At 67.1% G+C, this 24,840-nt stretch carries 21 protein-coding genes and 2 pseudogenes; 5 read left to right on the top strand and 18 right to left on the bottom strand.

Features of this window, described 5'->3' with window-relative positions; translation table 11 throughout:
* The first annotated feature begins 64 nt into the window (after positions 1-64).
* On the top strand, positions 65-928 hold the full coding sequence (locus CDN38_RS22390) for a ribokinase (protein WP_099319181.1): 864 nt from the start codon (positions 65-67) through the stop codon (positions 926-928).
* Here the strand turns inward: CDN38_RS22390 and CDN38_RS22385 are convergent.
* Positions 921-1,736, bottom strand: coding sequence for a GntR family transcriptional regulator (locus tag CDN38_RS22385; protein ID WP_075512239.1), 816 nt, complete (start codon positions 1,734-1,736; stop codon positions 921-923). The genes CDN38_RS22390 and CDN38_RS22385 overlap by 8 nt on opposite strands.
* Between CDN38_RS22385 and CDN38_RS33135 the strand changes: the two are divergent.
* Positions 1,700-2,561: pseudogene (locus CDN38_RS33135) on the top strand (isocitrate lyase/PEP mutase family protein). The gene CDN38_RS22385 and the pseudogene CDN38_RS33135 overlap by 37 nt on opposite strands.
* Positions 2,558-3,070, top strand: coding sequence for a LeuD/DmdB family oxidoreductase small subunit (locus CDN38_RS22370; protein WP_075512241.1), 513 nt, complete (start codon positions 2,558-2,560; stop codon positions 3,068-3,070). The pseudogene CDN38_RS33135 and the gene CDN38_RS22370 overlap by 4 nt, the downstream one beginning before the upstream one ends.
* Before the next feature lie 4 nt (positions 3,071-3,074).
* On the opposite strand, the pseudogene CDN38_RS22365 reads toward CDN38_RS22370, so the two are convergent.
* The 3 genes and pseudogenes from CDN38_RS22365 to CDN38_RS22360 all read right to left on the bottom strand — a co-directional run.
* A pseudogene (locus CDN38_RS22365) lies at positions 3,075-3,308 on the bottom strand (hypothetical protein); the annotation flags it as partial.
* A 145-nt stretch (positions 3,309-3,453) separates the two neighbouring features.
* A complete protein-coding gene (locus tag CDN38_RS31955; RefSeq protein WP_267888311.1) occupies positions 3,454-3,582 on the bottom strand; it encodes a hypothetical protein in 129 nt (42 codons plus the stop codon).
* 217 nt (positions 3,583-3,799) lie between these two features.
* Entirely contained in the window at positions 3,800-5,842 is a 2,043-nt protein-coding gene (locus CDN38_RS22360) for an NAD(+) synthase (protein WP_075512947.1), read from the bottom strand.
* 54 nt (positions 5,843-5,896) lie between these two features.
* On the opposite strand from CDN38_RS22360, the gene CDN38_RS22355 reads away from it, so the two are divergent.
* Positions 5,897-6,769: a Sir2 family NAD-dependent protein deacetylase gene (locus CDN38_RS22355; protein ID WP_075512946.1), complete on the top strand. Its 873-nt coding sequence runs from the start codon at positions 5,897-5,899 to the stop codon at positions 6,767-6,769.
* On the opposite strand, the gene CDN38_RS22350 is transcribed toward CDN38_RS22355, so the two are convergent.
* A complete protein-coding gene (locus CDN38_RS22350) occupies positions 6,766-8,022 on the bottom strand; it encodes a cytochrome P450 (protein WP_075512968.1) in 1,257 nt (418 codons plus the stop codon). The genes CDN38_RS22355 and CDN38_RS22350 overlap by 4 nt on opposite strands.
* Before the next feature lie 87 nt (positions 8,023-8,109).
* Here CDN38_RS22350 and CDN38_RS22345 point away from each other — a divergent pair, with 87 nt between their 5' ends.
* The gene (locus CDN38_RS22345) at positions 8,110-8,763 is read left to right on the top strand and encodes a TetR/AcrR family transcriptional regulator (protein ID WP_075512945.1); all 654 of its coding nucleotides are present in this window, start codon (positions 8,110-8,112) and stop codon (positions 8,761-8,763) included.
* On the opposite strand, the gene proB is transcribed toward CDN38_RS22345, so the two are convergent.
* The 13 genes from proB to CDN38_RS22280 all read right to left on the bottom strand — a co-directional run bounded on the left by proB (position 8,752) and on the right by CDN38_RS22280 (position 23,770).
* Positions 8,752-9,870, bottom strand: coding sequence for a glutamate 5-kinase (proB, locus tag CDN38_RS22340; protein WP_075512944.1), 1,119 nt, complete (start codon positions 9,868-9,870; stop codon positions 8,752-8,754). The genes CDN38_RS22345 and proB overlap by 12 nt on opposite strands.
* Positions 9,867-11,306 (bottom strand): GTPase ObgE, encoded by a 1,440-nt coding sequence (obgE, locus tag CDN38_RS22335; RefSeq protein WP_075512943.1) that lies wholly within the window; start codon positions 11,304-11,306, stop codon positions 9,867-9,869. Before obgE ends, proB begins: the two co-directional genes overlap by 4 nt.
* Before the next feature lie 79 nt (positions 11,307-11,385).
* Positions 11,386-11,640, bottom strand: a complete 255-nt coding sequence (rpmA, locus tag CDN38_RS22330) for a 50S ribosomal protein L27 (protein ID WP_075512942.1) — start codon at positions 11,638-11,640, stop codon at positions 11,386-11,388.
* A gap of 47 nt (positions 11,641-11,687) precedes the next feature.
* The gene (rplU, locus tag CDN38_RS22325) at positions 11,688-11,999 is read right to left on the bottom strand and encodes a 50S ribosomal protein L21 (RefSeq protein ID WP_075512941.1); all 312 of its coding nucleotides are present in this window, start codon (positions 11,997-11,999) and stop codon (positions 11,688-11,690) included.
* A 214-nt stretch (positions 12,000-12,213) separates the two neighbouring features.
* Complete coding sequence (gene rne, locus CDN38_RS22320; RefSeq protein WP_075512940.1) at positions 12,214-15,123, bottom strand: ribonuclease E; 2,910 nt, start codon at positions 15,121-15,123, stop codon at positions 12,214-12,216.
* Positions 15,124-15,444: 321 nt separating this feature from the next.
* Complete coding sequence (gene ndk / locus CDN38_RS22315; protein ID WP_075512939.1) at positions 15,445-15,855, bottom strand: nucleoside-diphosphate kinase; 411 nt, start codon at positions 15,853-15,855, stop codon at positions 15,445-15,447.
* A 49-nt stretch (positions 15,856-15,904) separates the two neighbouring features.
* Positions 15,905-16,291, bottom strand: coding sequence for a DUF4233 domain-containing protein (locus tag CDN38_RS22310; protein ID WP_075512938.1), 387 nt, complete (start codon positions 16,289-16,291; stop codon positions 15,905-15,907).
* Entirely contained in the window at positions 16,288-17,721 is a 1,434-nt protein-coding gene (gene folC / locus CDN38_RS22305) for a bifunctional tetrahydrofolate synthase/dihydrofolate synthase (RefSeq protein ID WP_075512937.1), read from the bottom strand. The genes CDN38_RS22310 and folC overlap by 4 nt, the downstream gene beginning before the upstream one ends.
* Positions 17,718-20,381, bottom strand: a complete 2,664-nt coding sequence (locus tag CDN38_RS22300) for a valine--tRNA ligase (RefSeq protein ID WP_075512936.1) — start codon at positions 20,379-20,381, stop codon at positions 17,718-17,720. Before CDN38_RS22300 ends, folC begins: the two co-directional genes overlap by 4 nt.
* Positions 20,382-20,457: 76 nt before the next feature.
* Positions 20,458-21,072, bottom strand: a complete 615-nt coding sequence (locus CDN38_RS22295) for a LysM peptidoglycan-binding domain-containing protein (protein ID WP_075512935.1) — start codon at positions 21,070-21,072, stop codon at positions 20,458-20,460.
* A gap of 44 nt (positions 21,073-21,116) precedes the next feature.
* Positions 21,117-21,710: a DUF937 domain-containing protein gene (locus tag CDN38_RS22290; protein ID WP_075512934.1), complete on the bottom strand. Its 594-nt coding sequence runs from the start codon at positions 21,708-21,710 to the stop codon at positions 21,117-21,119.
* A 71-nt stretch (positions 21,711-21,781) separates the two neighbouring features.
* Complete coding sequence (locus CDN38_RS22285; RefSeq protein ID WP_075512933.1) at positions 21,782-23,038, bottom strand: saccharopine dehydrogenase family protein; 1,257 nt, start codon at positions 23,036-23,038, stop codon at positions 21,782-21,784.
* Positions 23,039-23,152: 114 nt separating this feature from the next.
* Entirely contained in the window at positions 23,153-23,770 is a 618-nt protein-coding gene (locus CDN38_RS22280; RefSeq protein ID WP_075512967.1) for a transglycosylase family protein, read from the bottom strand.
* Positions 23,771-24,840: the final 1,070 nt, after the last annotated feature.

The raw sequence follows: 24,840 nt of genomic DNA, 5'->3' as shown, positions 1-24,840 counted from the left end.
CGCGTGTAAACGATGTTTGCCGACAATGTGATGACCTGGGGCGAGCGTTGTTATCGTCGGCACAATGACGGCGCGGCGAGTCTGTGTGGTGGGCAGCCTGAACATGGATCTGACGTTCGTCGTCACCACCCTGCCGCGCCCGGGCGAGACGGTGCTGGCGTCGGCACTGACCTCTGCGCCCGGGGGCAAGGGCGGCAATCAGGCGGTGGCGGCGGCGCGCGCGGGCGCGCACGTCCAGTTCGTCGGCGCCGTGGGCGACGACGCGGCCGCCGACCAGTTGCGGGCCCACCTGCTGGCCAACGGTGTTGGCATTGACGGAATGGTCCGGGTGCCGGGCCCGAGCGGGACGGCGATCATTGTGGTCGATACCGGCGCCGAGAACGCCATCGTGGTGGCTCCCGGCGCGAATGGGCAGCTGAAGCTGCCGCCCGCGGCGGTCGGCGACTGCGACGTGTTGCTGACCCAGTTGGAGATTCCGCCGGACGCGGCGGTGGCCGCGGCCCGGCAGGCCCGGTCGGCCGGGGCGGTCGTCATGGTCAATGCTTCCCCGGCCGGCCGACTGCACGGCGCCGGGCCCGAATTGGCGGCGGTGGCGGACGTGGTGATCGCCAACGAGTCCGAAGCCGAGCAATGGCGTTGGCCGCCGGCCCACCTCGTGGTCACCCTCGGGTCGCGCGGCGCCCGCTACGTCGGTGTCGACGGCGAACTGGACGTGGCCGCCCCCGCAGTGACCGCGGTGGACACCACCGGGGCCGGTGACGTCTTCGCCGGGGTGCTGGCTGCCCATTGGCCACCGGACCCGGCTTCGCCGGCCCAACGACTGCGCGCGCTAGAACGAGCCTGCGCGGCAGGGGCACTGTCGACCACGGTGGCAGGTGCGGGAAATTGTGCTCCCGCCGCAGCTGCGATCGAGGCGGCCCTCACGTAGGCTTGCGGCGCACGTCGTGGGCGATCGCCAGACCGTCGGCGGTCTCGAGTTCATCGGAGGACTGCGTCAGCAGCACGCGGCTGCGGGTCGGCGACAAGAGTACGGACTGGTAGCGATGTGGCACGCCCGCCGCGAATATCAGCCGATTGATCCGCAGCAGCGCGGCGCCGATCGCCGTCTCGAGGAGCTGCGCGTTACGGGGACCGGCGATTTCGGCGGTGATCTCGTGTTGCACGCGATCCACGACCACCCCGGTTCGCCTCACCAGTTCGTACAGCGGTGCTTTGCGCAGCGCGGATTCGGTCAGCGTGTCGGCCAGTTCGGCCGGCAACCAGACGTCGCTCAGGATCAACGGCTCGCCGGTGCGGCGTTGCCGCCGCAACCGCACCACGTGGAGCAGCTCGCCGGTCGTCTGCAGCGCCTGCGCCACCGCATGCGGCGGTCGCCGTACCCCGAGTTCGACGATCTCGGCCTCGGTCTCGAACTGGGTCTGGCGTAACCCGTCCAGATACGAGCGGCCCGGCGCCGACCGGTCTGCTGGAACCCGTTCCCGCACAAAAGAACCCACGCCGTGCTTGCGCTGGATGTATCCCTGCTCGGCCAGATCGGCCAGGGCGCGCCGCACGGTGATCCGGGAAATTCCGAATTGCTCGCACAGCGCCTGCTCGGTGGGTAGCGCATCGCCCGGGGCAAGGACGCCGCGCTCGATCTCGTCGTGCAGCACCAGGAAGAGCTGCCGGTGCAGCGGCACCCCGGCGGTGGCCGACACGGATGCGGTTTTCCCCCTGGTTTGGTGCACGGCGCCCATGCTTCCATATCCTGCGGTTGCGCCTCGCGACATGTCATTATATGTGTATAACAACTTTGACCAACAGCGGAGAGGACCGACCATCCATGCCAACCACACCGGCTCGCCGGCGACTGCGAGCCCTCCTCGACACAGGTGAACTCGTCATTGCGCCAGGGCTTTTCGACGGAATCTCGGCGCACCTGACCAAACGCACCGGTCACCACGCGGCGTATCTCACCGGATCCGGGGTGGCGGCCTCCGGTTTCGGCCTACCCGATATCGGCCTGGTCACCGCGTCGGAAATGGCCGCGCGGGCGCGGATGGTCGTCGGCGTGCTGGGCGACATTCCGCTGATCGCCGACGCCGACACCGGCTACGGCGCCCCCAGGAACGTGGTGCGCACCGTCCGCTCCTATGACAACGCCGGTGTGGCCGCGATCCAGTTGGAGGACCAGTCATTTCCCAAGCGGTGTGGCCATCTGCCCGACAAACGGGTGGTGGACGCCGCGGTGTTCGAGCAGACCCTGGCGGCCGAGCCGCAGCGTAGCGCCGGGGGTGCGGCTGCTGGTCACGCCCGCTTCCCAAGCGGTGTACCGGGAGGCCATGCGGCTGGGCTACTTACAGGACATCGCCGACGCCGGCGCGGTCGTCACCAACGCCACCTGCTTCGGCTACCACATGGGGGTGGTCGGGCCCGGCGAGGTGTGCATCACCTCGAGCACCCGCAACTTCACCGGGCGGATGGGCAGCACCGAGGCGCGGATCTTCATGGCCGCACCGGCGACCGTCGCCGCCTCAGCGGTCACCGGTTACATCACCGACCCGAGGAGTTTGGCTGCATGACACTCACTTTCAGCGGCAGGGTGTGGGTCTTCGGCGACAACCTGAATACCGATGCCATGTACCCCGGCTTTGCCATGAAGATGGATCCGCCCGAGGCGGCCAGGCACGTTTTTCACCAACTTCGTCCCGGCTGGACCGATCAGGTGTCGCCGGGCGATATCCTGGTGGCCGGCAGGAACTTCGGCGTCGGGTCGTCGCGGCCGGTTGCGGCCCTGTTCGTCGAGCTCGGTATCGCGGGTCTGGTCGCCGAGGAATTCAACTCCCTGTTCTTCCGCAATGCGGTCAACGCCGGGCTGCCCGCGATGACAGTTCCGAACGCCACCAGTATCTTTCGCGAGGGCGATCGCGCAACCTTCGATCTGAGCGAGGGCAGCTGGCGTAACGACACCACCGGAGCCTGCGGAACGGTGCCCGTACTGCCGAACCTGATCCTCGACATCATCGACAGCGGCGGGGTCCTGGCGCGGCTGGCGGCACAGGGCTATCTGCCGCTTTGCCAACAAATTTAAAGCGTCAATCGGGTTCGTCGTCGTCGCCGCCGTCGCCGCGTAGGAATCTTTCGGGGCGATGGTAGGGGTTGGTGCGGGGTTGCCCGTGATCCAGGTGCGCCGGGGGTATCCATTCGGTGTCGCCGTGGGCGTTTTTGCGGGTGCGCCAACCTTTCTCGACGAGTCGGTTGTCGATCCCGCAAGCCAGGGTGAGGTCGTTGATGTCGGTGCGCCCGGTGCTGGCCCAGCCCCGGACGTGACAAGCAGTCCAGGTCCGCGTCGAGCGCGTTGAAGACCTCGACGATCGCCTCACGACTGCCCGAACCCATGCCTGACATGTTACGAAGGACCACCGACAAGAACCGCCATCATGTGACCACAGAAACCACAGTGACACAAGGGATTTAGAGATCTGAATGTTTCGATCCAGGATCGTCCTCGATCAAGGTGACCTTGTCGTCGCTGACGTGGGCGTGCAGGTCGTGCAGCACCCGCGCAGCCTCGCTGACGTGAGGCCGGTAGGCCAGCGACACAGTCCGCGCCGAAACGCCCAGCTTGTCTACTACGTCGATCTGATGCTTGCCGCGGGCGCAAACATATCGGCTGCGGCCATCCGCCGATCCTCAAGACCTTGAAAGTCCCGCCGGCGCAGGCATTCTGTAGCCCGTCCCCGACCGCCGTCTACAGACTTTCCTGCCACAGAACCCACGCAGCGATTCACTCTATTACCGAAACATCTTTAAGTCGTGTTCAGTCTTGCGGCACTTCCTGTTCGATCTGCTCGAGCCAGGTTCGCGCCGGCATATCCGACGGGGCACGCCAATCCCCCCGCGGTGACAGCGCGCCCCCGTGCGACACCTTGGGGCCGTTGGGCATTGCCGAACGTTTGAACTGGCTGAACGAATAAAACCGCTCAACGAAAACCTGCAGCCAGTGCCGGATCTCGGACAGCGAGTAGGACGGCCGCTTGTCGTGCGGGAAGCCGGGTGGCCACGTGCCGCGCTCGGAGTCACTCCATGCATGCCAGGCCAGGAACGCGATCTTCGACGGCCGGAACCCGAAGCGCAGCACCTGGAACAGCGAGAAGTCCTGCAATGCAAAGGGTCCCACCTTCGCCTCGCTGCTCTGCAGTTCCTCCTCCTCACCGCTGGGAACCAGCTCCGGAGTGATCTCGGTGTCGAGCACCGACTGCAGCACCTCGCACACCTGCTCGTCGAATTCGCCCGAGGAGATGACCCAGCGGATCAGGTGCTGGATCAGCGTCTTGGGCACCCCGGCATTGACGTTGTAGTGCGACATCTGGTCGCCGACACCGTATGTCGACCAGCCCAGGCCCAGCTCGGACAGGTCCCCGGTGCCCAGCACGATGCCGCCGCGCTGGTTCGCGATGCGGAACAGATAATCGGTGCGCAGACCGGCCTGCACGTTCTCGAACGTGACGTCGTAGACCTTCTCACCGCGCGCGAACGGATGGCCCATTTCGTTGAGCATCAGCGCTGCGGTGTCACGGATATCGATTTCCTCGAAGGTGGCGCCCAGCGCCCGCGCCAGCTTGACCGCGTTGCTCTTGGTGCGATCACCGGTGGCGAAGCCGGGCAGGGTGAACGCCAGAATGTCGCTGCGCGACCGGCCTTCGCGGTCCATGGCACGGGCGGCGACGATCAGCGCGTGCGTGGAGTCCAGACCGCCCGACACGCCGATGACCACCTTCGGGTAGTTCAGTGCCCGCAGCCGCTGCTCGAGGCCGGACACCTGGATGTTGTAGGCCTCGTAGCAATCCTGTTGCAGCCGTTGCGGATCGGCGGGCACGAACGGGAACCGTTCGACGGTTCGCCACAAGCCGATGTCGCCGGTGGGCGGATCGACCCGGAACTCGATGCGCCGGAACGACTCCACTGCTGCCCGGTGGTGACGCCGATTGTCGTCGAAAGTACCCATCCGCAGCCGCTCTGATCGGAGCAGCTCGGTGTCCACGTCGGCCACCGAGCGACGCTCTCCCTTCGGGAAGCGCTCGGATTGTGCCAGCAGCACCCCGTTCTCCCAGATCACTGTCTGGCCGTCCCACGCCAGGTCAGTCGTCGACTCCCCCTCGCCGGCGGCGGCGTAGACATAGGCGGCCAGGCACCGCGCCGACGCCGAGCGGGCCAGCAGGCAGCGGTCCTCGGCGCGCCCGATGGTGATCGGGCTGCCGGACAGGTTGGCCAACACGGTCGCTCCGGCCAGCGCCGCCTCGGCGCTGGGCGGTACCGGGACGAACATGTCCTCGCAGATCTCGACGTGCAGGACGAATCCGGGCAGATCCGACGCCGCGAAGAGCAGATCGGGGCCGAACGGCACGTCCGATCCACCGATCCGCAGGCTGCCACGCTCATCGTCGCCGGCCGCCAGCTGCCGGCTCTCGTAGAACTCCCGGTAGGTGGGCAGATAGGACTTCGGGACCACACCCAGCACGGCGCCGCGATGGACGACGACCGCGGTGTTGTAGATGCGATGCCGATACCGCAGCGGCGCGCCGACCACCAGGACCGGTAGCAGGTCGGCGGACTGCGCGACCACGTCTAGCAGCGCGTCCTCGACGGCGTCGAGCAGGGCGTCCTGCAGCAGGATGTCCTCGATCGAGTACCCCGACAACGTCAGCTCGGGAAACACCGCCAGCGCGACGCCGTCGTCGTGGCACTGGCGCGCCAGGCCCAGTGCCGAGGCGGCATTGGCCGCGGGGTCGCCGATCGTGGTGTGGTGCGTGCACGCGGCGACGCGCACGAACCCGTGCCGGTATGCGGAATAGAAGCTCATTGCCCTCCATTGTCGCGGTACCACGATCGAGATCGGGTGACGGGGTGTCGGCGGATGCCTAGGCTCGGTTGGGTGGACTCCCCCGAACTCGTCGCGCTGCTGGCCGGCCGCCCGGTCGCGGTGCTCACAGGTGCGGGAATTTCCACCGACTCCGGCATACCCGATTACCGGGGACCTGACTCACCGCCGAGCAATCCCATGACCATCGGCCAGTTCACCTCGGATCCGGTGTTTCGCCGGCGGTACTGGGCCCGCAATCATTGCGGCTGGCGGCACATGGACCACACCGTGCCCAATGCCGGACATCGGGCGCTGGCCGCGCTGGAGCGGGCCGGGGTGGTGACCGGCGTGATCACCCAGAACGTCGATCTGCTGCACACCAAAGCCGGCGGCCGTAACGTGATCAATCTGCACGGTACCTACGCGCAGGTGGCGTGCCTGAGTTGCGGCCACACCATGAGCCGTGCCGCGCTGGCCGAAAAGCTCGAAGCGCTCAACCCCGGATTCGCCGAACGCGCCGCGGCGGTCGGCGGATTGGCGGTGGCTCCCGACGCGGACGCCGTCATCGCCTCGGCCGCCGACACCGCATCGTTTCGCTACCTCGACTGTCCGTGCTGCGCCGGCATACTCAAGCCCGATATCGTCTACTTCGGTGAAAACGTGCCCAAAGACCGTGTAGCCCAGGCATATTCACTGCTCGAAGGGGCGCAGGCGCTGCTGGTCGCCGGCTCGTCGCTGACGGTGTTCTCCGGCTACCGATTCGTGCGCCGCGCCGCCGCCCTGGCGATCCCGATCGCGATCGTCAACCGGGGACCCACCCGCGGCGACGACGTGGCCGCGGTGAAGGTCGACGGCGGGTGCTCGGAGACGTTGCCACTGCTGGCCGCCGAGCTGGCGGGCCCGCGGCCCATTAGAGCGGCCCATTAGAGCGTGCACGACATGCTGCGAATAGCGTGCACGAAGTTGCCCGGCACGTAGGCCGGATCGCCGGCCTCGATGTCCGGTAACTGCCGCAGCAGCTCGCCGAAGATGGCGCGCAGCTGCGCCCGGGCCACATGAGCGCCCAGGCAAAAGTGCACACCGCCGCCGCCGAAGCCGACATGCGGGTTGGGACTGCGACTCAAGTCGAAGTGGTCGGGATGGGCGAACGCGTCCTCGTCCCGGTTGCCGGACGCATAGAACATCACCACCTTCTCGCCGGCGGTGATGGTCTGGCCGGCCAGCTCGAAATCCGTTGCGGCCGTGCGGCGAAACGTCATCACCGGGGTAGCCCATCTGATGAACTCCTCGACCGCCGTGCCGATCCGATTGTCGAAATCCGCTAACAGCCAAGCCTTCTGGTCGGGAAAGTCGGTGAGCGCCTTCAGTGTGTGACTGGTGGCTTGGCGGGTGGTGTCGTTGCCGGCCACCGCGAGCAACACGAAGAACGCCGCCACATCGGCGTCGGAGAGCCGGTCGCCGTCCACCTCGGCGTTCACCAGGCCGCTGAACAGGTCGTCGCCGGGGTGGTCGCGCCGTTCGGCGGCCAGCTCGGCGGCCAGCTGATGCAGATACGCCTGGTTCTCGAACAGGACTTGCACCGGGTTGCGCCCGTCGAGGTAGACGGGGTCGGCCCAGGAGACCAACGCGTCGGCGGCATGTGCCACCGGCTCACGTTCGGATTCGGGAATCCCGACCATGTCCGACAAGGTGCGCATCGGCAGTTCCTTGGCGCAGTGCTCGACGAAGTCGACACCGCTGCCGGCCGCGCGCAGCTCTTCGACGATGGCCTTGGCGTTGGTCTTGATCGAGTCCTCGATGCGGCGCACCTGCCGCGGGGTGAACGCCGCACTGACCAGCTTGCGCAGCTTGGTGTGTCGCGGCGGGTCCATCGCCAGGAACGACTGCGACCCTTCCAGCAGGTCCACGGGCACGTTTTCGAAGAGCACGCCCTTGCCGGACAGGAACACCTCGTTGGTGCGACTGACCGTGACGATGTCGGAACGCCGGGTCACCGCCCAAAAACCAGGGTCGTCGGGATCTTGGAGCAGGGCGTCGTCGACCGGTCGGTGCCAGCTCACCGGACGCTCGGACCGCAGCACCGCGAACGAGCGTTCCCGCTCGGCCGCGGTCAAGGCCCAGAACTTACGCGAGGACAGATCGATGGTGTCGTAGGCACGGGTACCAGCAGCCACGCCCATGACCATAGGTTTAGACATAGTGTCTAGTCAAGATGTCGAATCGACGGTTATGCTCGCCCGAAACCGAAGAAAGGCGCAAAACGAGAGATGCCATCGGTAACTCGCAACACCCTGGCCAACCGCCGGCAGCGACGAGAGCAGCTGGAACGCCGGCTGCTGGACGCCACCGAACAGCTGATGAACGAGGGCGCCAGCTTCACCGAGCTCAGCGTGGATCGGCTGGCCACCGCGGCCGGCATCTCCCGCGCCAGCTTCTACATCTACTTCGAGGACAAGGGCCACCTGCTTCGCCGGTTGGCCGGCCAGGTCTTCGACGACCTGGCGCACCGCGCCGCACAGTGGTGGGACGTGGCCTGGCGACACAATCCTCAGGATGTCCGCGCCGCCATGACGGGCATCATCGCCAGCTTTCGGCGTCATCAGCCACTACTGGTCGCGCTCAGCGAGATGGCCGGCTACGACCCGATGGCGGCACAAACCTATCGCGATCTGCTGAGCGCCATCTCCCGGCGCCTGGCCAGTGTCATCGAGGGCGGCCAGGCCGACGGCTCCATCCGTGCCGAACTGCCCGCGACCGCCACCGCCGATGCGCTGACCTGGATGGTCGAGCGGGTCTGCCAGCAGAGCCTGCCGGCGAAACCACCCGAGTTGGACGCCGAGCTGGCCAACACGCTGACCGAAATAGTTTGGGGCGCACTGTATCTCAAAGCCACCTCGGCATCGTCAGGGCTAAACGGGTGACACGGGCACCAGGTCGTCGGCATGCACCGCGGGCCGCCGCAGTTCACCGGGCAACTCCGAGGTGGACCGGCCCATCATTGCGGCCAGCTCGGCCGCGTCGTAGACGACCACACCGCGGGCCACCGTGGTCGCGTCGGGTGCACGAAGTTCGACCACGTCACCGGCGAAAAACTTGCCCGACACCGCGGTGATGCCCGCCGGCAGCAACGACCGGCGTTGCCGCACGACGGCACGCACGGCACCGGCGTCGAGCGTCAGCCAACCCGCGGCCTCGGCGGCATAGCGCACCCAGAATCGCCGCGCCGACATGCGTCCCGGTCGCGGCGCGAACACCGTACCCACCGACGCATCGGTGAGCGCCGTCGCCGCGTCCGCCGCGGGAGCCAGCAACACCGGCACCCCCGCGTCCGCGGCCAGCAACGCCGACGACACCTTGGACGCCATTCCGCCGGTACCCAGGTGACTGCTGCGCCCGGCGACAACGCCGTCGAGATCCGCGAGCCCGGACACTTCGGGGATAAACCGGGCCCCCTGGTGTTTTCGGGGATCGCTGTCGTACAGCCCGTCGATGTCGGACAGCAGCACCAGCGCCTCGGCGCCCACCAGGTGAGCAACCAGTGCCGACAGCCGATCGTTGTCGCCGAAGCGGATCTCGTTGGTGGCCACCGTGTCGTTCTCGTTGACGATCGCCACCGCGTGCAGCGCCCGCAGCCGGTCCAGGGTGCGCTGGGCGTTGGTGTGCTGGACCCGCATCGAGATGTCGTGGGCGGTCAACAGCACCTGCCCCACCGTGCGGCCGTACCGGGCGAACGCGGTGCTCCACGAGTTCACCAGCGCCACCTGTCCGACGCTGGCGGCGGCCTGTTTGGTCGCCAGATCTCTTGGCCGACGCGATAATCCAAGCGGCTCGAGGCCGGCGGCGATCGCGCCCGAGGACACGATGACGACGTCGGTGCCCGCCTTCATCCGCGCCTCGATCGCGTCGGCGAGCTCGGCCAGCCGGCTGGCGTCGAACATCCCCGACGGCGTGGTCAGTGCCGTCGTCCCGACCTTGACGACGAGGCTGCGCGCGGTCCGGATGACTTCCCGGTGCGGACTGGCCTTCATTTCTCACCGCGTTCGCGTCGCTGCCGGCGGGCCGCCTTGCGTTCGGCGGCGCCGACCCGCTCGCTGCGCTCCAAGCGCGCATCGGTGCCCCGGCCCGACATCGCGACGTGACCGCCCGCGGGAGTTTGCGGCTCCCAGTCGAAAGTCATGTCACCGATCGTCACCGCGCACCCCGGCTGGGCGCCCAGCCGCAGCAGCTCGTCCTCGACACCCAGACGCGCCAGACGGTCCGCGAGATAGCCGACGGCCTCGTCGTTGTCGAAGTCGGTCTGGCCGATCCAGCGCTCTGGCCGGGCGCCGGTCACCACGAAGCCGCCGTGGCCGTCGGGCTGCACGTCGAAACCACTGTCGTCGATGGGCGCCGGACGAATCACCGGGCGTCGCGGCACCACCTGAGGCTGTGCGGCGCGGTATCGCGCAACCATGTGCCACAGCCCGAAGATCAACGGCTGCAGGTTCTCCCGGGTGACAGTGGACACCAGGAACACCGGCCAGCCGCGTTGGGCGATCTCGTCGCGGACGAACTCGGCCAGCTCCCGGCCCTCGGGGACGTCGATCTTGTTGAGCACCACCGCCCGGGGCCGCTCGGTGAGATCGTCGAGCACCGCGTCGCCTCTCAGCGTGGGTGTGTAGGCCGCGAGTTCGGCTTCCAGCGCGTCGATGTCGGAGATCGGGTCGCGGCCCGGCTCGTTGGTCGCGCAGTCCACGACATGCACCAGCACCGCGCACCGCTCGATGTGCCGCAGGAAATCCAGGCCCAGACCGCGGCCCTGGGCAGCGCCCGGGATCAAGCCGGGCACGTCGGCGACGGTGAATGCGTGTTCACCCGCCGAGACCACGCCGAGATTGGGCACCAGGGTGGTAAATGGGTAGTCGGCGATCTTGGGTTTGGCCGCCGAAATGACCGACACCAGCGACGATTTTCCGGCCGACGGGAATCCGATCAGCCCGATGTCGGCGACGGTCTTGAGTTCCAGGGTGAGCTCGCGGGACTGTCCGGGTTCGCCAAGCAGGGCGAATCCGGGGGCTTTGCGGGCCCGCGAGGCCAGCGCGGCGTTGCCCAATCCGCCGCGGCCACCGGCGGCGGCCGCAAAGCGGGTGCCGGCGCCGACCAGATCGGCCAGCAGCCGCCCGGTTTCGTCCAGCACGACCGTGCCGTCGGGCACCTTGACCTCCAGATCGGCGCCCGCAGCACCGTCGCGGTTGCTGCCCATTCCCGGTTTGCCCGACGGCGCGGTGATGTGGGGATGGAAATGGAAGTCGAGCAGGGTGTGCACCTGCGGATCTACCACAAACACGATGCTGCCGCCGCGACCGCCGTTGCCGCCGTCGGGACCGCCCAGCGGCTTGAACTTCTCCCGATGAACCGAGGCGCAGCCGTTACCACCCGAGCCCGCCCGCACGTGAACGACCACCCGATCCACGAACCGGGGCATCGGTTACCAACCCTCCGAATGTGACGTGAGGGCGAAACAAAGCCCGCGATACCGCCCTGTCGTTACGCTCGTGAAGCGCTTAGGGCCGCGGCACGATGCTGACGGTCTTGCGCCCACGCTTGATGCCGAACTCGACCGCCCCGCCCGCCTTGGCGAATAACGTGTCATCCCCGCCACGGCCGACGTTGACGCCGGGATGGATTTTGGTGCCACGCTGACGAATCAGGATCTCGCCGGCCTTGACTACCTGGCCGCCGAACCGCTTGACACCCAGCCGCTGCGCGGCCGAGTCCCGACCGTTGCGCGAGCTGGAAGCGCCCTTCTTGTGTGCCATTTTTGTCGCCTCCGCTCAGGATTGTCTGTTCTTCGCCTGACGGCTCATCACGCGATGCCGGTGACTTTCAGGACCGTCAGCTGCTGACGGTGGCCCTGCCGCTTGTGGTAGCCGGTCTTGTTCTTGAACTTGTGGATCCGGATCTTGGGACCCTTGACGTGCTCGAGGACCTCGCCGGTCACCGCGACCTTGGCCAGGGCGTTGGCATCGGTGGTGACGGTGGCACCGTCGACGACCAAGGCGACCGGCAGCGACACCTTCGCGCCGGGGTCGGATTCGAGTTTTTCGACCTTGACCACGTCTCCGACGGCAACCTTGTACTGCTTGCCGCCGGTCTTGACGATTGCGTAGGTCGCCATCGTGGGTGCACCTCTGCTCGTTGTCGTGCTTACTCTTGCGGGCACGCGTCAGCGGTGGCTTACGCGTGCGGGTCTGGTTCGCGATTCGGCACCACAGCGCCACCGCAGGCGCGATTGGGCCGGATCGCCGTCGTAGGCTGGCAGCCTGGCGACAACTGACCCAGGTTACGTGACCAGCGGCTAGAGGGTCAAACCGGCGCAGCGGTCGTGACGGTCAGTCCACATGGATCGGCGGACCGGCCGGCCTGCCCGCCGCTCGTCGCCGCCGCGAACGTTCCGGCGACGAGGCCGCCTCGACGGGTCCGGGCCCGTCGGGACTGTCGGCGGGCTCGGAGTCGGTGTCCTCGTCATCGGTGTCGGAATCATCAACGTCGAGCTCGTCATCGAGGTCGTCATCACCGAGGTCGTCGTCGTCGAGCTCGTCGTCATCGAGCTCCTCGTCGTCGAGTTCTTCGTCCTCGTCGGTGTCCTCGTCGGTGTCCTCGAAGTCTTCGATGTCGTCGGGCTCGCCGGCATCTTCGGTGTCTTCGAGGTCATCTATGCCGTTGGACACCGGCACCGCAGTGTCTTCGTCGATCGCGGCTGCGAGTTCCTCACCGGACTCCTCGGGTTCCCCGTCCCCACGGCCTGGTCCCAAGGACGAGCCGGCGGCCATCGCTTTGAACATTGGATGCTCGCCGGGTGCGTGAGCGGGAACCTTGGCCACGGTCCCCTTCTCACCGGGCTCCTCGGCGCGGCTCTTCTTCGAACGCCTATTCCGCCGGCCTCCGGATTCCGACTTTCGCCCGGTAGCCGGCGCGGCATCCACCGGATCGGCATGCAGCAGGATCCCGCGACCGCTGCACTGGGGACACGACGACGAAAAGGCCTCGATCAAGCCGGTTCCCAAGCGTTTGCGGGTCAGCTGGACCAAGCCCAACGAGGTCACCTCGGACACCTGGTGACGGGTGCGGTCGCGGGCCAGCGCCTCGGTCAGCCGGCGCAGCACCAGGTCGCGGTTGGACTCCAGCACCATGTCGATGAAGTCGATGACCACGATGCCGCCGATATCACGCAGCCGCAGCTGACGCACGATCTCCTCGGCCGCCTCCAGGTTGTTCTTGGTGACGGTCTGCTCGAGATTGCCCCCGGAGCCGGTGAATTTGCCGGTGTTGACGTCGATCACCGTCATGGCCTCGGTCCGGTCGATCACCAGTGTCCCACCCGACGGCAGCCACACCTTGCGGTCCATCGCCTTGGTCAGCTGCTCGTCGATACGATGCACCGCAAAGACATCGGGACGCGTCTGACCCTCAGCGAGCTCAGCCGCCTCATACTTAGTCAATTTCGAAACCAAGTCGGGCGCAACGGAATTCACGTAGTCGTTGATCGTGGTCCACGCCTCGTCGCCGGAGACCACCAGGCCGGCGAAGTCCTCGTTGAACAAGTCGCGGATGACCTTGACCAGCACATCCGGTTCTTCGTAGAGCGCCACCGCAGCGCCGGCCGCCTTTTGCTTGACCTCGGCGGCCTTGGCTTCGATCTGTTGCCAGCGCTCCTGCAACCGGGTGACGTCGGCACGGATGTCGCCCTCTTTGACCCCCTCGGACGCGGTGCGGATGATCACTCCCGCGTCGGACGGCACCACCTCGCGCAAGATCTCTTTGAGCCGCTGGCGTTCGGTGTCGGGCAGCTTGCGGCTGATCCCGGTCGACGACGCGCCCGGCACGTAGACCAGGTAGCGGCCGGCCAGCGACACCTGCGTGGTCAGCCGTGCGCCCTTATGGCCCACCGGGTCCTTGCTGACCTGGACGACGACGTAGTCACCGGGTTTGAGGGCCTGTTCGATCTTGCGGTCGGACCCGTTAAGGCCTGCTGCGTCCCAGTTGACTTCACCGGCGTAGAGCACACCGTTGCGGCCGCGACCGATGTCGACGAAGGCCGCCTCCATCGACGGCAGCACGTTTTGCACGATGCCCAGGTAGATGTTGCCCACCAAAGACGCGGAAGCAGCAGACGTCACGAAGTGCTCGACGACGATGCCGTCTTCCAGCACCGCGATCTGGGTGTAGCGCGTGCCCGGGTGCGGCGGCTCGGTGCGGACCCGGTCACGCACCACCATGACCCGCTCGACGGCCTCACGTCTGGCCAGGAATTCGGCCTCGGTCAGTACCGGTGGGCGGCGCCGCCCGGCGTCGCGGCCGTCCCGGCGGCGTTGCCGTTTGGCTTCCAGCCGGGTCGAGCCGTCGATGCCCTTGATCTCGTTGCCGCCGGACTCATCGTCTCCGGAGCCGCCGTTGCGCGGCGCACGTTCATGCACGACGGTGTTGGGCGGATCGTCGGGCGCCGGGCCGTCGTCGCCGTCCTCTCCGGAACCCGACTTGCGCCGTCTGCGACGCCGGCGACGACGGCTGGCGCTCTCTGCTGAACCGTTGTCCTCGTCGCCGGCGTCGGTGTCGTCGGAGTCCGCTGAATCGTCACCCTCGGAGTCGTCGGAACGGGCAGAATCGCCAACCGCCTTCCGGTCGCCCTCATCGCCGTCATCTTCGCCTGGGCCGTCGGATCCACCCTGTTCACCGCGTCCCCGACCACGGCCCCGACGGCCACGCCGACGCCGCCGACCGCTCGGCCGGTCGATCTGCTCCTGTTCGTCGTCATCGTCGGCATCGTCGGCCGCCTCGTCATCGGTGCCGTCGTCCTCGTCGATCGCCTCGGGAATCGGCTGCGGCGCGACGAACAACGGCAGGTAATGCGGCCGCTCCACCCGGGTCTCGACGACCTGGACCGTTTCCTGCGTTTCCAGCAGCAGCCGGGATTCGGGTTCCGGGGCTTCGTCAGCTTCGTCCGGTGCAACAGCCGCCGCGGCGACACTGGGTTCAGCGTTTGGTTCTTCTTTGGCTTGGTTGGCTTCGGTGGATTCTTCGGCGGGCGTTTCGGCCAGCAGGTCGCGCACCCGGACCGCGTCGACCCGGTCCACACTGGAATGTGCACTGCGGATTCGACCGTCCAGCGCATTGAGCGCATCGAGCACCCGCCTGCTGCTGGTCCCCAGCGTTCGTGCCAGCGAATGGACTCTCAGTCGGTCCGGCAGTTCCTCACGCTGTGTCGGCTCTTTTGGGTCTGAAGATGGGGCACCGTCTACCACGTATTCTCCTCAAGCCCCCGGGCGCGTCGTTTCGACGCGGCCACGCGAGGGCTCCGCTATGTGCCCGGGTCACTTCTCCCGGACTTGTAATGGTCTTGCTCCGAGCCGCTCAGGCGAGCACACTCGGCGCCGTGCTGAATGACGGCTTGACACGCCGCGCCCCATCGGATGGCGATGGTCGCGCTTGCCGAAGTCTTCATTCGGGTGTTCGACGCCGGTCCGGCGACGTTCACCCGCAGTCAGTATCCCATATCACTGGATCGGATCACCCTCGTCTGAGCCGCACACCGGTGAATCCGGCTCACCGGCCGGCGTCCCGGGTTAAGCGCCGGCAAACCAGAGCGCGATCTCGCGCTGCGCCGACTCGGCCGAATCGGAGCCATGCACCAGGTTGAACTGGGTTTCCAAGCCGAAGTCACCCCGGATGGTGCCAGGCGTGGCCTTGTCCACCGGGTCGGTGCCGCCGGCCAGCTGGCGAAAAGCCGCGACCGCTCGCGGCCCCTCCACGACGGCCGCCACCACCGGCCCCGAGGTGATGAACTCGAGCAACGACCCGAAGAACGGCTTGCCTTCGTGCTCGGCGTAATGACGGCCGGCCAGCTCGTCGCTGACGTTCCTGAGCTCCAGCGCCGCGATGGTGAGGCCTTTGCGCTCAATGCGGCCGATGATCTCGCCGATCAGTCCGCGTTGCACACCGTCAGGCTTGATCAGTACGAGGGTCCGTTCGGTCACGGTGGCTAAGAGTAGATGGCCAGCGTTGAACTCGCACGGCAGGCCCGGCTCAGCCCGGCGGCGACGCTCCCCCTCGCTCCCGCCGCCGGACCTCGGCCCGGAAGTAGGCGATCAGCACCCATACCCCGGTGAACAGCACGCCGATGAAGCCGACCCCCGGGTACACGGCGAACCCGGCGAGCAGCACCAGCTGGACGCCGAGGTTCACCCAGATCGCCCACGGTCTGCGCTGCAGCCCGGCAAGCAGGATCAATGCCGCGGCCAGCCCGATCAGATACCCCAGCGATGCCGGACTCAGCCCGCCGCCCACCGCGCCCACCACGGGTATCGCCAGCAGCACCACGATCGCCTCGAGAAGCAGTGTCGCGGCCATGACCGCACCGAAGCTCTTCCACGGGTCGGCCGGCGGTGTGGGCGCTGCCGGTTGCTCGGTCATTCCGGGTCACGACCAAACAAGGTGCGGGCAGCGCCGGCGGTGACAACCGAGCCGGTGACGACAATCCCGGTGCCGGACAACGCGTCGTCCGGATCAACTGCCGCCTCGTCGACCAGCATGGTTGCCGTGTCGATGGCATCGCTCAGGTTCGCGGCGGACAGCACCCGATCGGGCCCGAACCGCTCCCGGGCCGCCGCGGCCAGCGACTCGACATCCAGCGCGCGCGGTGACCCGTTGTGGGTCACCACGACCGAGTCGAACACCGGCTCCACCGCTTGCAGAATGCCGTCGACGTCCTTGTCGGCCAGCACACTGATCACCCCGACCAACATCCGGAAGTCGAACTCGTCGGCCAGCGTCCGGGCCAGCGCAGCCGCCCCGGCCGGATTGTGGGCGGCGTCGATGAACACGGTAGGTGCGCTGCGCAACCGTTCCAGCCGGCCGGGGCTGGTGACCGCGGCGAATCCCGCCCGCACCGCCTCGACGTCGAGCTGACGCTGGGCGCCCGCGCCGAAGAAGGCCTCGACCGCGGCCAGCGCCACCACCGCGTTGTGCGCCTGGTGTTCACCGTGCAGCGGCAGGTAGATGTCGGAGTACACCCCGCCCAGACCTTGCAGTTGCAGCACCTGACCGCCGACGGCGACCTGCCGGCCCAACACGGCGAACTCCGAATCCTCCCGGGCGACCGCGGCGTCGGAGCGGACCGCCTGACCCAGCAGCACCTCCATGACCTCCGGGCGCTGACGCGCGATGACCGCGACCGTTTCCGGCGAGCCCTCTTCGGCTCGACGGATAATCCCCGCCTTCTCGCCCGCGATCCCGGCGATGTCGTTCCCGAGGTAGTCGACATGGTCCTTGCTGATCGGGGTGATCACCGCCACCGGCGCATTGATCACGTTGGTGGCGTCCCATCGTCCACCCATACCCACCTCGACCACCGCGACGTCGACGGGCGCGTCGGCGAACGCGGCGAACGCCATCGCGGTGAGCACCTCGAACTTGCTCATCGCCGGCCCGCCTGCATTCTGCGACTGCTCATCGATCATCTGCACGAACGGCTCGATTTCCCGGTACGTCGCCACGTACTGCGCCGGGCTGATCGGCTTTCCGTCGATCGAGATGCGTTCCACCACCGACTGCAGGTGCGGGCTGGTGGTGCGGCCGGTGCGTTGCTGCAACGCGGTGACCAACGCGTCGACCATCCGCGCCACCGACGTCTTGCCGTTGGTTCCGGCGATGTGGATCGAGGGATAGCCACGTTGCGGTGATCCCAGCAGGTCCAGCAGCGCGCTGATCCTTGTCAGGCTCGGCTCGATGCGAGTCTCCGGCCAGCGCTGGTCCAGCAGGTGCTCGACCTGCAGCAGCGACGCGATCTCGTCCGGCGTGGGAGCCATGCCGGTAGATGGCCGGTCTGTCGACTCGAAACTCATTGCAGCGCAGCCAGCCTGGCCGTGATGCGGTCGGTTTCCTCGTGCGCCAGCCGCTGCCGGTCGCGGATCTTGTCGACGACAGCTTCGGGCGCCTTGGCCAAGAAATCCGCGTTCGCCAATTTGGCGCCGGTTGCTGCCAGCTCCTTTTGCGCCGCGGCCAATTCCTTTTCCAGCCGGCGGCGTTCAGCGGCCACGTCGATCGTGCCGGAGGTGTCGAGTTCAACGACGACCCTTGCCCGGCTCAGCCGAACTTCCAATGACACCGACGGGCGGAAATCCGGACCAGCAGCGGTGAGCCATGCCAGCGATGTCACGGCGGCAACCTGAGTGTTCAGGTCCGACTCGTCGATACCGGCCAGCCGGGCCGGCACCTTTTGCCGGTCGGCCAGACCCTGATCGCTGCGGAATCGCCGCACCTCGGTCACCAGCTTTTGCATATCGCTGATGCGCTGCGCAGCAACGGGATCCAAAGTGATCCCGGAGGGCTGCGGCCAGTCGGCGACCACCAGCGACTCTTCGGGGGTCTCCCCATCCATCAGGGCCTGCCAGAGCGCCTCGGTGACGAACGGGATCACCGGGTGCAGCAGCCGAAGTAACGTGTCCAACGAGGCCGCCAGTACCGCTGTGGTATGCGAGAGTCCTTCGGCCAGTTGGGTTTTCGCCAGTTCCACATACCAGTCGCAGAACTCGTCCCAGGCGAAGTGATACAACGCCTCGCAGGCGCGGCTGAACTCGTAGCTGTCGAAGGCCGAATCCACTTCGGCGCGAACCTCTTCCAGTCGTCCCAGGATCCAGCGGTCGGCATCGGTCAGCTCGGCCGGCGCCGGCAAGGGCGCCAGCACGGCGCCGTTGAGCAGTGCGTAGCGGGTCGCGTTGAACAGCTTGGTGGTGAAGTTGCGCGACGCGCGGACGGCGTCCTCGCCGATCGCCAAGTCGCCCCCGGGGCTGGCACCGCGGGCCAGCGTGAACCGCAACGCATCGGCTCCGAACGTGTCCATCCACTCCAGCGGGTCGATGACATTGCCCTTGGACTTACTCATTTTGCGGCCGAACTCGTCACGAATCAGCCCGTGCAGGAAAACGTCGGTGAACGGCACCTGGGGGCCGCGGCGGCCGTCGAACGTGATGGCGGCGTCGCCGCCGACGAAGGTGCCGAACATCATCATCCGCGCCACCCAGAAGAACAAGATGTCGTAGCCGGTAACCAGAACGCTTGTCGGATAGAACTTTTCCAGCTCCGGCGTCTTTTCGGGCCAGCCCAGTGTGGAGAACGGCCACAGCGCGGAGGAGAACCAGGTGTCCAGCACGTCGGGGTCCTGCTCCCAGCCCGCCGGCGGCGTTTCGTCCGGTCCGACACATACCTTTTCGCCGTCGGGTCCGTACCAGATCGGGATGCGATGACCCCACCACAGCTGTCTCGAGATGCACCAGTCGTGCATGTCGTCGACCCAGGTGAACCAGCGCGGTTCCAGGCTGGCGGGGTGAATCACGGTGTCGCCGTTGCGCACCGCGTCGCCGGCGGCCTTGGCCAACGACTCCACCCGGACCCACCACTGCAACGACAGCCGCGGTTCGATCGGCTCCCCGCTGCGCTCGGAATGTCCCACGCTGTGCAGGTAGGGGCGCTTCTCCTCGACGATGCGGCGTTGGGCGGCCAGCGCCTCGCGCACCGCGACCCGTGCTTCGAATCGGTCCATGCCGTCGAATTGGGTTCCGGTGTCGGCGATTCGGCCCTTGGTGTCCATGATCGAGGGCATCGGCAGGCTGTGCCGCATCCCGATCTCGAAGTCGTTCGGATCGTGAGCGGGCGTGACTTTGACCGCGCCGGTGCCGAATTCGGGGTCCACATGCTCGTCGGCGACGATGATCAGCTGCCGGTCGACAAAGGGGTGTGGCAGGCTGGTGCCGACCAGGTGGCGGTAGCGATCGTCGTCGGGGTGCACCGCGATGGCGGTGTCGCCGAGCATCGTCTCCACGCGCGTGGTGGCGACCACGATGTGGGGTTGCGAGTCGTCCAACGAGCCGTACCGGAACGACACCAGCTCGCCTTCGACGTCGAGGTAGTTGACCTCCAGGTCCGAGATCGCCGTCTGCAGCACCGGCGACCAGTTGACCAACCGCTCGGCCTGATAGATCAGCCCGGCATCGTAGAGCCTCTTGAAGATCGTCCGCACCGCCCGCGACAGGCCCTCGTCCATGGTGAACCGGTCGCGGCTCCAGTCCACGCCATCACCCAGCCGGCGCATCTGGCCACCGATCGCCCCGCCCGACTCCCGCTTCCACTCCCAGACCTTTTCGACGAACAGCTCACGACCGAAGTCCTCTTTGGTCTTGCCGTCGACCGCCAGCTGCTTTTCCACCACGCTCTGGGTGGCGATACCGGCATGGTCGGTGCCCGGCTGCCACAGCACCTCGTAGCCCTGCATCCGTTTTCGGCGGGTCAGGGCGTCCATCATGGTGTGTTCCAGCGCGTGGCCCATATGCAGGCTGCCGGTCACGTTCGGCGGCGGCAACACGATCGAGTAGGCGGGCTTGCGACTGCTGGGGTCGGCGGTGAAGTAACCGGCATCCAGCCACTTCTGGTAGATGGTGCCCTCCATCGCACCCGGGTCCCACGACTTGGGCAGCTGGTCGGCGTCGGAGCGGGCGCGCGCGGTCACCGGTCAATTCTAGGAACCGCCGCGTCGCGGCGTGGAGGCGCCTAAAAGCGCAGGTGAACGGCTGTCAGGGAGCCGATCACGGAATCGTGAGCACCTGGCCGGGATGGATCAGGTCAGGATTGGGAATCGCGTTGGCGTCGACCAGCACCTGGTATTTGTTCCCGTCACCGTAGAAGCGTTCGGCGATGCCCCACAAGGTGTCACCGGAGGCCACGGTGTACGTGTTGAGCGCGGGCTCAGCCGGCTCGTCGGCGACCGCCGCTGCGAGGGGCGCCGCTTCCCCGACGGGCTGCGCCGCCTGCGCCGCGCCGGTCACCTCCGGGGCGCCAACAGATTTCTGCAGGTCCGCCGGCGGCGTGTCGATCTGCGTCCCGGTGGCCCAGGCCGGGCCGTCGGCGGCGTAGAGCACCAGGTTGCGGTCATCCTGGAGCACCAGCCTGACGCTCCTGCTGCCCACGGTGTCGCTGTGCCAGACCGGTCGCTCCGGCGTGTAGAGGACAAAGTTGCCATCGATCTGCAGCTCGGCGCGCACCACGTCCTGGCCATCGGTCGCCGTGGCCCATACCGGCGTGCCGTCGGCGGCGAGCACCAGGTTGCCGTCTTCTTGCAGGGTCAAGGTGTAGGCCCCGTTGTTGGAGACCAAAGATTCCCCTCGCTGCAGCCGCTGTCCTTCGCCGAGCGTGTCTGACATGCTTTGCCTTTCGTTATCCGGTCCGGCCGACTGATCGCGCCGGGTTACTTTTTGCCGCCGAGGAGCCCGCCGATGATGTCCCCCAGCGCGCGGCCTCTGCCACCCAGCAGGTTGCCGAGGGACGTTTCATCATTTCCGCCCCCGAGGATCCCACCGAGCAGCTGAGCCAGGCCGCCACCGGAGCCCGTTTCCTCGTGCTGAACCGCAGTACCCTGCAGTGCGCCGCCCGGCCGGAGCTGATTTCCCAGGTATGCCAGCACGATCGGGAGCACCAGCGGCAACAACCGCTGCAGAAGTTCCCTCCTTCCGGCCCCACCACTGGCCAGTACCGATGCCACCCGGTCGCTGTCGTTGCCGGCGAATAGCGTGGCGACGACCTCTTCGGCCTCCTCTTCGCCGCGCCGGTCAACCTGGTCGAGCGCCCCGCCCGCGTCGAGCAGGCCACGCGCGGCGTGGCTGCTGGCGACTGACTCGATCCGGCCGGCGTGTTCGGGATCCTGCGAATGCTGGTGCAATCCGGTAAGCAGCACCGGTACCAACGTGCGGACCGCCGCGTCCACCTCGGTTTCGTCGGCGCCGAGCGTGCGCGCGATGTCAGATGTAGGAATCTGGGTGTAGAGATCATCAAGACCGGGCATCGGTGCGGGCTGCCTTCGGAGTCGGATATCAAGCCACCTCCCTTCTGACCCTAGACGTACGCGTCACCGGCTCAGGCCAGCCGCTCGGTGTGCAACGACACACCGGCGGCCGGGAAGCGGGACAGCAGCGCGTCACCCATCGCGGCGGCCGGGGTCAGCACCCCGTGCAGATCCGAGAGCTTGTCGCGATCGAATGCCAGCGCCAGACCGCACTCTCCCAGCAGCACCGACGTGGCCTTGTAGCCGGGATCGCCGTCCTGCTTCATGCGTGCCACATATCGGGCGCCCGAGGTTGTGGTGGTGTAGGTCTCGATCCGGTAGTAGCCACGCTCGCGAACCGCCACGCTTGGGCCGGAGCCCGGCTTGGGCACCACCCGCTGCACCAACCCTTGTGGTAGCAGCCGGAAATATCGGCTGCCCAATCCGGTCGTCACGTTTCCGACGCCGCTGATGACGGCCGACGCCAGCGGCGCCAGCAGCGATGATCCCAGGCTCATGTGCTCGCTGTACCGGAACCGCCTGCCGTAGGCCCAATCCAACAGCGCGTTGCTGCGGCGCACGATCCTGGTATTGGTCGGCGCCATCAGGAACCCGGCGGTCCACAGTCCGCGCAGCTCGGGAGCGAGTTGACTGCCGCGCCGCCATGGCAGGTCGGGCTGCGGGCCGAGTTCGGGCTCGGCGGCGCGGTCGGTGCTCAGCGTGTACGGGTCGGCGAATCGCCGGCGCAGGTCGGGGTCGGCGGAGACGGCACGCAGAATTTCCAGCATCGACGCGATGGTGCCGCCGGATAGCCCGCCGGCGAGGGACCGGACCACAAAGTGCGTGTCGCCCAGTTCCCCGGCGCCGTCATCGTGCGCGGCGCGGTACAGCGCATAGACGCTGAGATCCGACGGGATCGAGTCGAATCCGCAGGCATGCACGATCCGGGCGCCGGTGTCGGCGGCCTGCTTGTGGTGCTGATCGATGCTGTCACGGACAAACGGTGGCTCGCCGGTCAGGTCGGCGTAGTCGGTGCCGGCGGCGGCGCATGCGGCCACCAACGGCAGCCCGTAGCGCATGTAGGGCCCGACCGTGGTGACGACGACACGGGTGCGGGCCGCCATCTGCTCGAGGGTCGCGGGCGACCCGGCGTCGGCGGCGACGACCGACCAGGACCGCGCGGGTTCTCCCAACGTGTCGCGAACGGCGAGCAATCGCTCGGTCGACCTGCCGGCCAGCGCGATTCGCGCGTCGCCGCCGGCTCGAGCCAGGTATTGGGCGGTCAGCTTGCCGACAAAACCCGTGGCCCCGTAGAGGATGATGTCGAATTCACGCGGCGCTGCGGTCACTGGCCAGACGCTACTCGCGGTGCGCGGCCCAGCGCGCACGCGACCCCGAATACGCCGGGTGCCGGGCCCGAAGGCCCGGCACCCGGTGTTCGGCTATATCGCCTGGCGGTGTGGTCAGCCGCGACGACCGCAGACCGGCCAGGCGCCGATCCCCTGCGAATGCAGTACGTTCTCGGCCACGCGGATCTGTTCCTCACGGCTGGCGCTGGCCGCCGAGCCTGAACCGCCGTTGGCATGCCAGGTGCCGGAGGTGAACTGCAGGCCGCCGGAGTAGCCGTTACCGGTATTGATGGCCCAGTTGCCACCCGACTCGCATTGCGCGATGGCGTCCCAGTTCACGCTGTAGGCCTTGGGAGCCGGCGGCGGAGGCGGGACGTCCGGGGCCGGCGGTGGCGCTATGTTCGGGTCGAAGTCCACCGGTTCCGGGGCCGGCGGCGCGGCGTCCGGGGCCGGCCCATCCGGCAGGTCGACAGGCGCGATCACGGCGTCGGGAGCCGCAGGCGGGGGCACGTTCGGGTCGAACCCCACGAGCTCAGGGGCCGGTGCGGCGTCCGGGGCGCCCGGAGCAAAGGCGTCCGGGGCCGGAGGCACGTTCGGGTCGAAGCCCACCGCACCGGGGCCGGGCGCCGCGTTCGGGTCAAGGCCCTCGTCCGCAGCGGCGGTACCGGACGGCACAGTCACGAGCGTCCCGGTGATCGCGGCGACGATGAGCGTCTTACGGACGTTCTTCAACATTGTTCCTTTCGCGGTGCGCGCGCGCCAAAGCGAGCCAGCCCACGGCGGTGGGTTGGATGCGATGTCCAGGTGGAATTGCTGCTTTGAGACGTGCCGTCTCGTTTAGGCACGACAGCGGAGGGCCCGAGTTGCCCGTCGGGGGTTCCTATGCCCGACTGCTGCGACGGCTGTGCTAGATCCGTGCCGCCCTCAGCTCCGCTCACACGCGGGATCCGTGGATTCAATTGTGTTTAACTACTGATGCCCGATTTCGGGCTAAACGCACCGTACGATAACGATTTGGATTCGTCATCCCGGCCGAACTGATATTTCGGTTCTATAACGAGCGGATCACGACACGGTCGCACAATGGTCTCCGCAGGTCAAGCGCATGTTTATAGCTGCGGCCCGACCTTCGTGCCTTCGGAGCCACGGTGAGCCGAATCACGCGTATTTTGTGAGCTGCGCCACGCATTTGCCGATGTCGGTAACGGTCTATTCGACGGATCCGTCGGCAAGATGACGTGACCCAGCTCATAGCGCACCGCTCCCCGCTATCGGCGGTAGACCTCGCCACCAAGGAAGCGGCAGCGAAATGACAATCCCGGAAGACATCGCAGGACCCCGCGACACAACTCATAGTTGAACGAAATACCGTTTACTCTAACGATTTTCATGCCGTTCGGCCTCATACGGCGGGTCCGGAGCGTTAGCGGCGCACCCGGGCAAGCCGCAGCCGCGCAACGGGTGATTGCACCCGGATCAGGTATCCACTGTTGGCCGCACACGTTGGTTTGCTTGCATAGACCACATCTGCCGTCGATGACTCCGGAACGGTTGTACAGGTAGCTAACGGCCGAAATGCACTGCGTGGCAACAACATAGAGGTACGCGGCACAACGGTCAGGACTTTCTCCACCGAGCAAACCCTGGAATAACAGATCTATTTAGCTTCGCGCCAATCTCATTTTCAAATGAGAAAACCGACAGAAAAAAGACGCCGGCCCGGCACAAGAATTCTGTTGCGCTGAATCCGGGAGCAAACCGACGCAAACCGCGAGCGAATTCTGCAGCCCGTCGCATGGGCA

Source organism: Mycobacterium ostraviense (assembly GCF_002705925.1).
Classification (GTDB): domain Bacteria; phylum Actinomycetota; class Actinomycetes; order Mycobacteriales; family Mycobacteriaceae; genus Mycobacterium; species Mycobacterium ostraviense.
The sequence above is the reverse complement of the archived record's forward strand: the minus strand, read 5'-3'. Positions and strand labels throughout refer to the sequence as shown.